Here is a 14977-nt window from a genome sequence, read left to right as displayed (position 1 = left end):
ATTTCATCGAACGCATTATATGAACAGCACTGCCAGTATCATCTCTAAACCAATTAAGAATTGTAGGCATTTCCGCAATTTGCTTAATCCCATTGGATATCACAAAGGAAGTGTGGCCAGTGGTGGGCTTAATGTTGGAAATGCGAAAGTTACGAAAGCTGTTCATCTATGGATTGATCGGCCTTGTCCTAACATTGGTGCTGGCTACCTGTAATCGTCCTAATACCCTACGTACACAGGATCAAAACACACTACCCCCAGCCCCCGAGCCATTGCCAGCAGTCGCAGAAGTAACCGAGCCGGAACTGCCTGACTGGATTGAGCAGTTTAGTCCTATAGGCCAGGCCGAAACGCTGGCCCAGATCCGGATTCGGTTTGCGGAGCCGTTGGTGGCGGTGGAGAGTTTGGAGAGTCCAGATCGCAAAGCCACTCTAGAAAAATTCGAAGTCTTTCCCCCCATCCCCGGCCAATTTCGCTTTCTCACCCCCCGCATGGTCGGCTTCCAGGCCGATCGCGCCATTCCCAAAGCCACTCGGGTACGGGTTACCCTCAAAGCCGGTCTCAAAGATCTCTCTGGTCATAGGCTAGACCAAGACTTTGCCTGGACCTTCACCACAGAACCGATTAAAATCACTAATCTTCCTGGCGTTGATGGCCGGCGCGGCTCAGCTGATAATCCGATTGACCTAGAACCCGTCCTAGAATTTAACTCCAATGTTCGACTAGATCTAGATTCTCTTAACAAACATCTAAACCTCTCCACTGACGATCAAGAGAATTCCATCCCTGTGCGGGTGGTGGAAGCTGCATACGAAGACGATCATCTCTATCCCCATGAGCAGTTTGATGCCTCAGCCCGCCCCTGGCAATATCATGTCACCCCAAAGCGTCCGCTTGAAAAAGCGACTCAATACTTTCTTGCCATCGCACCTGGATTACAGCCTGCTGGTGGGAATCTGCCGACGGTCAACAGTGTCGATAGTCTGATTACCACCTACAGTCCCCTCTCCTTTGACTCATTGGAGATGGCAGGAGCAGGCCAGGCAGGGGGAGCGACGGGTCGATTTACCAATGGTTTGGGCCAGCTCAAGTTTAATAATGGATTATTGGCTGAAACCGCTGCTGAACAAATTACGATCGATCCTCCTGTTAAAGCAGACACTCGCTTAGTTAGAGCCTACGACAATGATAACTGGGTGAGCCTCAATCCCTGGTCGGTGGAGCCCAACACCAATTACACCATCACCATTGGAGCCGATTTAGAAGACCGTTTTGGTCAAACCCTGGGCAGCCCGGTGACGGTGAACTATACCCCTAGCGATCTGACCGGTGATCTCTGGGCTCCTACGGGGCTCAACATTTTTCCTGCCAGTCAGGATCTACAGCTCAACCTATCGGCGGTGAACCTGCCAGACGGAGCCTATAAAGCCGCCTACAAAGTGGTTCAGCCAACGGATTTAGTTAAAACGGATTCTGCCTATCCCCGCGATAACAAAACGAATTTGTTGCCAGACCGTGGTACCTGGTCCTCGTTTGCTGTGGCAGCTGAGAAAAATACGTTTGCGGATATTCCGGTACCTTTGCGGGAACAGCTGGGTGGCAATACCGGTATGTTGGCCTATGGTGTGACCGCCCGCACCAGCACCTACGACAGCAATGGCACCCAGAGCTGGTATGAACCCAGTTACTATGGCCTAGTGCAGCTCACTAACCTGGGTGTCTTTGCCCAATGGTTCCCTGATTCAGGCCAGGTGCGGGTCCATCATCTAGCCGATGGCTCAGCCGCCCAGCAGTCTGCCATCACTATCTATCGCTCCTATACCTATGACGGTAATCCCCCTACGGGCAATCCACAGCCCTGTGCCACAGGCAAAACTGACAACAGTGGCACCCTCAAATTAAATGCCCAGGCCCTCAAAACCTGTATGAACGGGGCTGAGACGTTTGACGACCCCCCAGAACTGCTGGTCATTGCCCGTGAAAACAAAGACTGGGCCTTTGCCCGGACCACCCCCTACACAGGCAGTTCCCGCTATGGCATTTATGCAGGCTGGGAGGGGAGTCAACCCATCTCTCGCGGCACGGTCTTTTCAGACCGTTTTCTCTATCAACCAGGAGAGAGTGCCTGGCTGACGGGCAATGCTTATTATTTGCAACAGGGCAGTCTGCGCCAGGATAAAAACAGTCCCTACAGCATTAAGTTAAGGGGACCTGAGGGGGATGAAATTGACCTGGGTACTCAGACCACCAATGACTTTGGTACTTTTTCGGTGAAATGGGATATCGGTGTCGATCAGCCCCTGGGCTACTATTCGGTGGTGGCTACGGCTAAAAATGGAGTGGAGCTGTTAGGCAAGTTACGAGTAGCCGAATTTAAACCACCTAACTTCCAGGTGGATTTAAGTCTTGATCAAGAAACCGCAATAGCAGGGGAGAGTGTCTCTGCCAACGTAGATAGTAACTATCTGTTTGGAGCTCCGGTGCAGGGTAGCGAGATCAACTACTATGTGACTCGTCAGCCGACAACATTCCTGCCAGAGGGTTGGGAAGACTTCTCCTTTGGTCGGCGGTGGTACTGGCCAGAGGAACGTCCCATTGTTTCCAGTGATGTGTTACAGACGAGCGCAACTTTGAATGACCAGGGACAAAGTGAGCTATCAGTAGATATTGCTGGTGACCTGCCCTATCCTATGACCTACCGATTAGATGCTGAGGTGGTGGATGTCTCCAATCTATCGGTGGCCGATACCAAAGACGTGACCGTGCTGCCAGGGAAATATCTCATTGGTCTGCAGACTGATTTTATCGCTGATGCTGACCAGGCCTTTGATGTGGACGTAATTGTGACTGATGCCATGGGACAAGCCCAGGCGGGTCAGTCGGTGCAGCTGTTGCTGGAGCGGATGACCTATAGCAGTGTTACTCAGTTAATCGAGGGCAGTATTAGTCCCAATTACCAGGTGGAATATGAGCTGGTAGATGAGGTGTCGGTGCGTTCTGGAGACGCGGCCACAACAGTTCAGCTGATGGCTCAGGAAGCGGGGTCCTACCGGATTCGAGCCACTTTTACCAATGGTGATGAGAATTCTGCTACGGATACTCGCATTTGGGTGGCAGGGGCTAACCCCGTCTACTGGGGCAGTCGCTATAACAATAATCGATTGGCAGTGCAGCTGGACAAGGACAGCTATACCCCTGGAGAAACCGCTACGGCCATGATCCAATCTCCCTATGAATCAGGGGAGTTGTACTTTGCCGTCGTTCGTCAAAATACTCTCTATGAAGAGGTGGTGCCCGTCAGCGGCGGGGCTCCCCAGGTACAGTTCACCGTTACTCCAGCCATGCTGCCTAATGCCGCCGTAGAAGTCGTTCTTGTCCGTCAGGGGGAGTCGCTGGAAACAGTTGAATTGAACAATCTTGAGGATCTAACCAGTATTGGGTTTGCTCCCTTTCAGGTAGATCTGGCAGATCGCTATCTCAAGCCAGAAATCTCACCAACCCAATCAGAGATTCTGCCTGCTGCTGAACAAACCCTAAATCTCACCTTGAAAGATGACAAAGGCCAGCCGGTTGCCGGACAGTTTACGGTGATGGTGGTAGACGAGGCGGTGCTGCAGCTGAGTGGTCATCGCCCGCCGGATTTGGTGGAGACTGTCTATGCTGAACAGGCTATTTCCACCCGCTTTGCCGATAATCGCTCGGATGTGGTGATCAGACCACTGAGTTCTCCCCTGGAGAAAGGCTGGGGCTACGGCGGTGGTTTCTCCGCCGGGGGGGAGAATACCCGCATTCGTAAAGACTTTCAGGCGCTGGCTTACTACAACGGTTCGATACTGACAGACGATCAGGGCCAGGCGCAGGTGAGCTTTACCCTGCCGGATAATCTCACCACCTGGCGAGTGATGGTGGTGGCCACTGATGGCAATCTGCACTTTGGTAATGGCGATGCTACATTTGTAGCCACTCAGCCCCTGATTACTGCGCCGATTTTGCCTCAGTTTGCTCGTCCTGGCGATCGCATGATGGCGGGTTTATCGGTGACCAACACCACCGACCAACAGGGCCAGCTCAAGATTCAAGGAGATGCGGCTAGCGGTCTGAGCTTTGCAGATGGAGAGTCTAGCACCACCCTGGAAGAACGCGGTAAAAAAGGCACCCAAGCCTATCGTTTCCCCATGGCGGTGACAACGGCAGGGGACGCCCAGATCCAGTTTCAGACTCAGTTAGGGGATCACAGTGATGGTTTCCAGCTGCCACTGCCAGTCAAACCACTGACGATTACAGAACAGGTGGTGGAGGCTGGGGTAACGACAGACTCGGTCACGATTCCCCTCAATGTTGACAAAACTGTGGTGCCAGATATGGGCGGTTTAGAGGTGTCTCTTTCCAGTACCCTGCTGACGGATATCAAAGCACCGGTTCAACAGATGGAATGGATCGAGTCGCTCCCCAATCTCTCCACGGTGGCTAGCCAATTGAGCATTGCTGCCAATCTACAAATTCTCAGCCAGACCTATGGCCAGGTGCTGGATGGGTTTGATGCTAAGGCACAAGCTAATCAGGCAATGCAACGCATCAAACTACTCCAGCGTCCGGATGGTGGCTTTGCCAGTTGGCCCGGCAAAGATACCTCGGATCCTTTTGTCACTCCCTACGCGGCGAGATCCCTGGCTCAGGCTAAAGCGGCTGGATTCTCAGTGGATGGAGCCTTGACCAGTCAGCTCCAGAAATATCTCTCGGAGCTACTGAAAAATCCAGGACAGGTGGACTGGTGTACGTCATCTCAGTGCAAGAGCCAGATTCGGTTAGAAACATTGTTGGCCCTGGCCGATCTGGGTGATGTGCGGCAGGATTTTCTGTCGTACCTGTATGACCAGCGGCAACAGTTTGACTGGGTGGGACAGATCAAGTTGGCGCGCTATTTGTCCCGCCTGGAGAATTGGCAGGATGAAGCTGATGTCTTAGCAGAACAGATTCAAGAATCTGTGTATGAAACGGCCCGCAGTGCCACAGTGAACCTGCCTAGTGGTTGGGGCTGGTGTCATTCTCCGGTGACGGCCCAGGCGGAGGTGTTAAATCTGTTTATTGCTCGCAAGGGCAGTCCTGAGCTATTGGACCGCATTGTCGATGGGTTGTTGGCACTACGGCAAGATGACAGCTGGGGATTTCCTTACAACAATGCCCAGGCCCTCAGCGCTTTGGTAACCTATGCCCAACGGCTGCCGGAACCGCCTAATTTTGAGGCTACGGTGCAGCTGGCTGGAGAGTCCCTGATTCAACAACAGTTTCAAGGGTATCAGCAACCGAGTGCAGAGTTGTCTGTGCCGATGGCAGAGCTGCCCAATGGTAAGTCTGATTTGATATTAACCAAGACTGGTGAAGGAGAACTGCACTACCTCACGGCCTATCGCTATCGCCTCAAGGGGAATCCCCCTGGTCGTTTACAGGGCCTGCGGGTGACCCGCACCGTGCGTCCCGCCAATGAGTCCGAGGTGCTCTATCAGATGGGGTTGAGTCCTATGAAAAAGAATCTCTCCTTGGACGTGGGACAAGTGTTTGATGTGGGTCTGGAAATCATTAGTGATCATCCGGTGAACCATGTGGTGATTACGGATCCTCTGCCTGCAGGATTAGAACCGATTGACACGTCATTTCAGACGAGTACGGCCTACTTCCAGCCACAGCAGGATAGTTGGGAGATTGGCTATCAGCAGCTGGGTCGCGATCGCATCCTCGCCTACGCAGACTATCTAGATACAGGCGTCTACACCCTCCACTACTTGGTCCGCTCTGTCACCCCTGGCACATTCCTCTGGCCTGGTTCAGAGGTGCAGCTGGAGTACACCCCCGAAGAATTTGGTCGGGCGGTAACTGCAACATTAGAGGTACAGTCAGCAGCTTAGATCTGGTTTCCCCAATTAATAGTGCCTTCATAGGTGACTATCATTGCCAGCTCTATCGTGTCTTGTAGATTTGATGACGAAAGCTTCCACGGCTGGGTTAGCTTATCGGTACTTCCTCCCTGAGCTGGTTTTGGCTCAAACGTGAGCATATAAACACCTTTAGCTTCGTTTGGAGGAGTTATCTCCGCTTTCTGATATCCAGGAATCTCCAGAGTGACAGGGGCAGAAGAATTTTCAGAGGTGGTCCATAGTAAATGAACCTGAGAAACCTTGAGTTTTTGCAGTCCGTGACGGAATAGGTTAGGCGATACAGGAAAAGATAGTTCGTTAGTGTCCTTCGCAGCTTGATGTAGCTCTTGTTTCAAGTCCAGGGCGAATTGTCCAGTAAATGGTCCAAAGTGTTTGGAAACAGTTTCTTTAATTGTGGAGCCACCTTCCAGGGCGGTATAGCTGAGGGTGATGATAACATCGGTAATGCTGTTAAAGTCGATGGCATTACTGGCTTTTGGTAGGTCAAGTTTCCAACTGGAAATGGTGCCTGTGCCCTCGAAGGGAAGGTAACGTTCGTCTTGAAAATTTAGGACAAATAGACCACTATCGTTGGTTCCTTTGGAAATGGCAATTTGTTGGTGTTGTCGCCAGCTTTGGCGTATTGTTCCTGTATCGGGTTCTTCTCCATCCCCAGTCAACAACCACTGTAGTGCTTTAGGATCAGGTTTGATCAATACTTTGTCACCGGTTTGGGTGAGGGTGGCGTTAATGTTTTGGTAGGGGCCGACCACTGCAGGAATGGACACGGAGATGGTTTTGATTTGGCGGCAGTAGTGGCTGGGGAAATCGAGGGCAAAGAGTTTTTCGTCAAAATTAAAGTTGCAATTGCCTTCCTGGATCAGTTTGAGGAACGCGAGTGGGTTGAGTTGACGTAGGGAAATGGTTTTCTCGATTTCTAACGTGCGTTCGTTGCTGTCTAAATAGGCTTTTTCTAATTGGTTCAGGCCTAGCATCAGGCTTTCACCGGCTAGGAGGCCTTTTTTCTGGCTGTCCCAGTGGGTGGGTTGAATGTAGGTGTTGTCTGTGCGGAGTTCGTACTGATAGGCTTTTTGGGCGGCATTGGCCATTTCCAGGGCGACTTTGTAGGTTTGGAAATAGAGACTGGATAAGCGACCGACCATCCATTGATAGAGTTCTTTGTTGGTGTATTTGTCTTTGAGGAATTGTTCGACTTGTTGGGAATGTTGGATGCTCTTATGGTGAACGTCGAGTTCGGCTTTGGCGATCTCGATTCGTACTTGGGCAGCTTTGATTTGCTCTGCAAGCTGCTGAAGTTCCCAGTCTGCCATTTTTTGTTGGAGTTCCCAGTCTTCTTGGCGGCGTTGATATTGGGCAAGGATTGAAGCCATAGAAGAGCCTTGATTGATTGAGCCAGCAATACTATCCATCACACTAGCTGATGTGCTAATTGCACTACCAGGTTGCATACCCCCAGTAGAAGCGCCAAATATAGTAGGTGTCACATATGCAGCAATTGCGGGGATTCGAAGCACGTTAGCCCCTAATTGATACCGCAAGGCATCAGCCGAGAGCGCTAAAGAAGCAACTTCCCAAATATTAATTTTGTTATCGATTAAAGTTTGGTAGTGACGTTGGCGATCGCTTGCTGATGACAAGCTCTTGTTCAGAGACTCTAAATTAACTTTAGCTTCTTCGATTTGTTTTTCCTTAGTTTTGGTAACTAATTGCAGCAATGTATGCTCTTGAGTGGCTCTCAGTAAGGCAAGTTTTTCTGCATCCTTTTTTTCTAGGGTGCTTAATAGGGTGGAGCCGAGTTGAATGACGGTGGATGCCATGCTTTTAGAACGTTCTAGCAGGTAGGAAAAGCGATAGTGCGGTATGACATCTGCCATTGAGAGAGAGAGTATATTAGCTCCCGCAGCAGATTGTTGTACCAACTGTCTAGGATCAATGGGTGGAGAGAATAGAGCCAATTGACGTTCGATGCCTTTGATATTTTGGCAGTGACGGATCTTAAAGAGGCGATCTTCAACCCGATCCCAGTATTGAGCAAACTCTTGGTTCTCACTAATACAGAAATAAGTATCTAGAGCATTAAAAGGTCCATCAGTACCAAACTGTTTGATAAATTCTTGGTACTCTTTGCGGCTGTCCTCTAGATTGAGAAGAAATTCAGAAGTAGGTGTTGTAAGATCCCGATCCCGCAGATCTGCAAAGGTTTTAGTCTTTTGTTCAGGTGGATCGCCTAGATTTCTGGGCTTGGCACCGAGTAGTTCGTAGGCAAGAAGGTAAAGCGTTGTAGCTTGGGAAATGTCTTCCCATGTATCTTTTGTAAATAATGCATCTCCCCAGTCGAGCAGGTTGTCGATATATTTCATTACCACGGCTTTTTGGTAAGCGCCAATTCGCAGGCTTGCAATGGCATGGGGGTCAAAGGGGTTTTCTTTATAAGCTTGGATGGCTGCGTCGTTAGTTAGAAGCTGCTTGAGTTTTTGGGTAGATTGACCCCGGAATGGCAAGAATCGCCAGAAACGATCTGATGGAGTTGTCACTGTCACATCTTCAAAACTTTGAAGGATCTGCTCGTTGCTAAGAGGCACATTCCAAATGCGAACATTAGTCATATGACCTTCAAACCAGGTAGCTCCATCGGTTCCCCATGCGTAGGCACCAAGACTTACTGTTTCAGTTCCTTTGAAGGGTTGTCGTCCTGAAGAAGATGCATCTAACCGACCATCAATAAAAATGGCTTGTTCTTGAGTTAATTTTGTATAGCGCCATACTGTTTGATACCATTTATCTGTTTGAATCGCGGTATTTCCTTGACAATCATTTCCATAAAAACTCATAAATAGTTTGTTATTTCTGATAATCAAGTGGAATACTCTATTATTTAGAGATTGAGTCCCAACCATCCCGAGAATTGAATAATCTTTATCGGTAATAGGTTGTGTAAATTTTATCCAGACTTCTACGGTGAAGTCGCTATCATACAGACTCAAAGATCGTGCATTGGCAAGCTCTATGCGGGTATTGGCTCCATTGAACTTTAAAACCGACTTGGAAGCAGCACCTGGAAAGTCTCCAACATTTTCCCACTGAGCTTCTCCATGCAAAGTACCATCGAGCTTTCTTTCCTTATCATAAATAGTTGCTCCTTCTTTCTCTTTTTCATCCAATGACCAAGAACTGATTGCTTTAGGGAGTTGAAGTTGAGTTGGATTGAAAATGTATTGATACCACTGACGTGCTTCGTTGTAGCGTTGGTGAGAATTTAAGTTGGAAGCAATTAAAAAAGGAATATGGAAGAAGATTTCCCAGAAGTAAGCACCGTAAGCATCATCAAAATCTTGACTTTGATGATCCGGCACAAACGGAAAATTCGGCTCGGAAATTTGCTGCGAAGCGAGAGAAATTAAACCGTCTATACCATGAGTTAACAAAGTTTGACTAAATAATTGAGGCAAGCTAGTGGATAAACGTTTAATTGTAATGTGTTCATTATCTTGCAAAAGGTAAAAGTCTTGTTGGGAGCTATTTACAATCAAATCTAGGGATTTGCTATTAATGAGTGTATATTCTTGAATATTTTCATTGCCAAAGGCTGTTAAAGCTGGTGTAATAGCCACCAAGTAAAATCTGGCAAAATTAGTTAACGAACCAGAAAAGTACTCGAAACCAGGCCTCAACTTAAAAACATCATTTATCTTAGCTTCACCTATTTTTAGATTTTTATTGATCACAGGGTAGTACAAGTCAGATTTAGAATCACCCTTAGTCAATTGTTTGAGTGCATACATTGGCCCAACAATCTTTTCAGCTATTTCACGATATTGGAGTTTATGTTTTGGTACAGATTTTAAGTCACCAAATAGTAATGCTATAACCTCAGAATTTTCATTCTTCATCGCTGCAGGGTGAATTTTTTGCCAAAAGCTATAAGGTATCTCAATTTTATCGAATTTAAAGAACCTGAATGGCACACCCTCAACTAGGATTTGAGGTGAAACCCAATTTTGACTAGCGTTAAGAAACGAATACTTCACAGATAGAGTCGCGAAGTTACTCTTCTGTGCTGCTTGTTCTTTATTCTCAAAAGACTTTCCTTTTTTTGTTTTCGTTTCTTGCCGAGAATCATCGATTTCTACCCAAAAAATGAATAAGCGATTAAAAGCATAGACTGATGAAATATAGTCTGAGTCAATTGGCAGCTCTATTTTCTCCCAATAGCTCCATGAAGGCTTCTTGGATGTAGGACGCTCACAATGCCGATAGTAATAGGTATGGGGTTGGGCAACTGTTTTTCCAAAAAGGAATAGAGTGTCGATCATCTCCTTGCTCTTAGGTGTTTTAACTGAGGAACGGCAAGCATCAACTATTTTTAGGTTAGATATCTCGGTTAACTTATCGAAGTAATGTCGATAGGCTGTTTCGACTGTATCTGCTGTAATATCTGATTGTAATAGCTCGTCTTGTAGTTCTTTAAACTGAGGAGAGGCATCTTTCCGGAGGCTGGGATCGATATAGTTTTCGGGATATAAAAATACCTTACGGTTGGCTTCCCACTTACGATAGTTGGGGATCCACTCCCACCACACCTCAGGAATATCGACATCGATGATGCCTGTTTCTACGCCCATACGACAGCGCTGCAGGTAGGTTTGTAGTGATAGAATACCAAGCTGAATGCGTGAATTAAAGGCACAGCTGGTCATTTCTACATCGAGCAACAGGTACTCTGACAGTTTGCGAAGATTATCAAAGCCAAGTTTATGCAATGCAAAACCGGTGAGAATTTTAGTTTTGCGCTCTTCGAGAGTACCATTGAGTTTTTTGAATACTTTTGTCCATTCTTCGTCGTTGTGCTTGGCTTTTGTGAGGGAAATAACTGCATTAGCTACCTGCTTATAGGTTTCCCAATTCTCCGCTGCTGAGCTATTTTTTACTAGATCGCACAAGACACCTAGAAAATCTACACTACAACCGAGAGTGTCGGAAAGTATGATACAGCGCCCGATCTTCAACAATCCTTCAACGGACTTGTAGAGAGCATCAGTTTTATTTTTGACTACTGCATGGTCAATTTTATCTAATGGCCAACCTGTAGCTTGTGCAAGTCGGCTAGAGATTGTTGGATATTTGAAAAGTTCTGAGATTTGGTTGTTGCTAAGCGCCTTATTCCAAATACGAAGATCAGTGATATAACCATCAAAATGATTCCATCCTTGAGCATGACTAAAACCAATGTAAACCTCTTGACCATACTCCTGTAAAGGTTTAGCTTCTGTTCTTACAGCATCTATAACTCCATTAATAAATATGGCTTGCTCTTCAGTAGAAGCATCATATCGCCATACAACGTGGTACCACTTATTATTTTCAAGTTCTTTCTTTCCAATTAACCCAATGCCATTAAGATGGCCACCATTAAATGTTAGTTGAACTTTGTTGCCACTAATTCCTAGAGACAGTAATGCGTTTGATTCATCCCCCATGCCTGTTGATATTACACCGAGAATACTTTGTGTGTATAGTGGATTACTATGAGAGTATCGATTAATATATTGTGGATTGACCCAAGCTTCTACAGTAAAGTCACTCTCAATTAACTTTAGAGATGAAGCCAAGCCAATCTTTATGGAAGTACTTTGGTTATGAAAAATCAATACGTTTCTAAGGGTACTTCCAGGGAAATCTGTAGATTTTTTCCAGGTGAAATTTCCATCTAATCTATTGCTACTTTTATTTGTTTGTTCGAGGACTTCTTGATGTCCTTCTCCCTCATCTAAGGGCCAGTATCGGAACGGAGAAGGGCCTTCATTAAAAAACTTAAAGAGGTTTTCTTCAGAACCTCTGAAGACTTTTAACAAGTTATTTTTGCATTTGTAAATAGTCTGGATATTTTGAATGTTGAGCGTGTACGAAGAATCAATATTGTAGGCTTTGGGGCAAGTAAAAATACTCCTGAGCGTTGTTTCAGTTAGTGACAGCTTTTTAACTAGCAAATGCCATCTCGATATGGATTTCAAACAGGCAGTAATTTTCTGCCAGTCTTCTTTTTCAGTGTCTACTTGAGTCAAGAGAAGTTGAATGTAGTCCTTCTCCTCTATAGCGTTTGCACCTATCTGAGCCAAAATTGCAAATAGTTCTGGCTCAATACCAAAATGATGAGCGAGTTTTACATTGAATTCCTGGCTAATTTTTCCAAGGAGTTTGATTAATACATCTCCCTGCAATTTTTGATCAAGTGGTGTCTGAGATTGCTTGATTTGGATGGCTTTTTCCATCGCCTCTCTGTCGCTATACTTCTCAGAGAGGATTGTTAGCACTCGATCTAAATCAGCAAAAGACCAACCTGTTGCACGGGCAAGACGCAAAAAACGGTCAATGCGATCTAATGTCCTTAAGTTGAGGTTGTTGATTACGTCTTCGTCTAGGCTGACAAATGTTTTATCCGGTAAGGGTTGGTTAATATAAAATCTTTGATTGGAAAGTAATTCTTTTAGTTTCGATTCAGAAAGAGCGATTTTATCGAGAAATACTTGCTTATTCGTTAATCCACCAAAGGTGTCATCACCTTCATTGCCTATTTGAACCTGGAAGCGCTTATTTAAACTTTCTCTTTTAGGATCTTCTGTTGTGATCAACTTATACTCTTCTGGAGAAAGTTGCCATGCTGTTGGCCACAAGGACTGCATCGAGGTAGTCAGCTTCTCTTCTGGCAAAAGCGCTTCAACAGAAGGATGCTCTGTTCCATAAAGAATATAATCAAGCTCATAAATGTTCAAGCCAGAACCTTTGAGCCATGTAACAATATCAATAACTTCAATTAATTGATCAATTTGCAACTGATCAATTTTGAGTTTATCTTGACGTTGAGGGAGCTTGTTTAAGCTTTTCAACAGCAGTTGATACTCATCGATATTAATTTGGAGTAATTGAAGTATAAGAGCAGATCGGAAAAGTTTGGATAAGTTAGAAAGGTTTAATATGAGTCCTGGAGTTTGCTCTGTTTGCTCCTGACTAGATAGGCTTTCTGAGTCGCCCCAAACTTGCTTGGCAAGTTTAGTTAAGTCTTCATCCCTTAGCTTTAAAGCTCCAAGGAGGCGTTGTCTAATTAGTCTAGATTTCTGTTGCTGTTCCTCATCCGTAATTTTATCGATTTCCCATTTCCATGATTGCGGAGCCTCTAAATTAAGTGACTCTGCACCAGGACTTATAAAGGGATTATTAAATACACGATTGAATAGATCTTGTGGTTTATTTTTATTATCCCCTTTACCAATGGTTTTAATGTCATGCCAAAAACTGCACAGTACATCTAAAGGCAGCTTAGTTTGAGCTTGCAGTTGTTTGATTTTGGTAATGGTGATAATAGTCGCCTCATCGATATCCTTTTGGGCACCTTGAGCATTTTTGCCATTAGTCCCCATGGATGTCAGTACCCAATCTAAATCAGCAAATGACCAATTTAGTTTTTGAGCGAGGCGCACGAAGCGATCGATACGATCAAGTTCATCTAAACGTAGATTTTGAAGTACAGTTGTCTTTTTCTGGTCATCATAGGCTATATGCAAATACTGATTATCTAGAAGCTTCCGATTGATATAAAATCGGTGAGCCAAACCACGTTGAATTTCTCCTTTTTTGTTTTCATCGTTTGATTCTTCTGACGATAGGTTTTGAGAAAATAAATCATTTAATTCCTGCCATGAAAGCTTTATTTGCTTTAGGAAGGTGTCTTTTTCGACTAATCCCCATAAATCATCCCCTGGAGCATTATTAGTCTCTATGCCGTAGCGCTTCTTTAAGCTATCAGGATTGGTCTGTGACGTTGTTATTAACGTATATTGCTCTGGAGAAAGGCCCAAAAATTCTCGTGCCCAAGCTATATTGTGAGAGTCTTGGGGAGTGCATATTTGGTAAATCTCAGCAAGATTAGTGTTTAAATGTCCCAGGTAAGTCCGAATTGTTTCGAGGTTTAAGTTAAAAGGCAAGTTTCGCGGATAATCTGCCGTAGCAAGATATTTAAAGACATCTTGGCCAAGGTCGTTTTTAAGCTTTTCTTCTAAGACTTCATTGATAATTTGGGTGTACGGGACAGTATTTTTAGTCTCGTCACAGGTTAGCTGAAGTTTGTTGAATAAATCTGGTCGTCGCTGATCCAGTCGTAACCCATCGGGAATACTTTTTTGATTCTTTTGTGTGATCTTTTGATCGCACAACCGCATTAAATCGACAAAATAGGCAGCGGGACTAAAAATCGACTGGCACGGATCGCATTGGAGAAAGTTTTGGCTGCCAAATAGGTTTTGATAGCTGGGCAGCGATTTAAATGAGTTGCGCAGTGACTCTGAATTATCAAACTGAGCAGTTTCATACCGAGGGGAAGCAACCTCCATAATATTAGCGAATAGCACCATCTCGCCAGCAACAGTTTTGCTGGCATTCTGATGGACTACTTTGGCTTTTGCCGGGTCGAGACCAGATGCTTGGATAAATTTTTCTTCAGGGAGTGAGGCGATGGCGACGGCTGAATCAAGTTTTTTAACCTTTGTTGGTTGACGTTCTGCTGATAAAGCAGCATCTAGTTCTGGACCTGGAGTTGATGGTACCATGAAGGCATCTGCGGCAGGGTCGGGAGATGAAGCGTCATCAGATGCTTGTGGTGGTTCAGGATCTAATAACGTTTTTGCTTCTTGCCCAGTAAGACCAAGGTTTAATAGTCTATGGTAGCCTTTGAGGCGTTCCAGAACCTTTTTCTTATCTTCTATCCCACTCCACTTTAAAGCGTCCTCAGCGGCTTTATCGAAAAAGTCAAAGTTGACTAAGTCAAAATCTGGGTTATGACTTGCATCAAAGAATGTGGTCAAAAGGCTATCATTTTTGATGGCGGTGAGATCTGTCATGGGAAGATTATCCTGAGTGTTGCTGGTGCAGCAAACAAAGAAGCTACATTAAGGGACAACAGTTATATGCTGTAAAATGGTTGCTAATAAAGCTAATTTACGAAAATCAAACTAACAGTTTTTGTAAACGTAGTATTTGGTTGAAATTACGTA

At 45.6% G+C, this 14977-nt stretch carries 2 protein-coding genes; one reads left to right on the top strand and one right to left on the bottom strand.

What is annotated here, in order from left to right; genetic code table 11:
• Positions 1-131 precede the first annotated feature (131 nt).
• On the top strand, positions 132-5903 hold the full coding sequence (locus IXB50_RS01000; RefSeq protein ID WP_215607165.1) for an alpha-2-macroglobulin family protein: 5772 nt from the start codon (positions 132-134) through the stop codon (positions 5901-5903).
• Here the strand turns inward: IXB50_RS01000 and IXB50_RS00995 are convergent.
• Positions 5900-14824 carry a Tc toxin subunit A-related protein gene (locus IXB50_RS00995; RefSeq protein WP_215607074.1) on the bottom strand — a complete coding sequence of 2975 codons (8925 nt, stop codon included), beginning with the start codon at positions 14822-14824 and terminating at the stop codon, positions 5900-5902. The genes IXB50_RS01000 and IXB50_RS00995 overlap by 4 nt on opposite strands.
• Between the last annotated feature and the right edge of the window lie 153 nt (positions 14825-14977).

The organism is Leptothoe spongobia TAU-MAC 1115 (assembly GCF_018739885.1).
Classification (GTDB): domain Bacteria; phylum Cyanobacteriota; class Cyanobacteriia; order Phormidesmidales; family Phormidesmidaceae; genus Leptothoe; species Leptothoe spongobia.
Note: the sequence above shows the minus strand (reverse complement) of the source record. Positions and strands in the feature narration are given on the sequence as shown.

Coding starts and splice junctions, on each gene's coding strand:
- IXB50_RS00995 (WP_215607074.1), bottom strand. CDS start 14,824: ATGACAGATCTCACCGCCATCAAAAATGATAGCCTTTTGACCACATTC.
- IXB50_RS01000 (WP_215607165.1), top strand. CDS start 132: ATGTTGGAAATGCGAAAGTTACGAAAGCTGTTCATCTATGGATTGATC.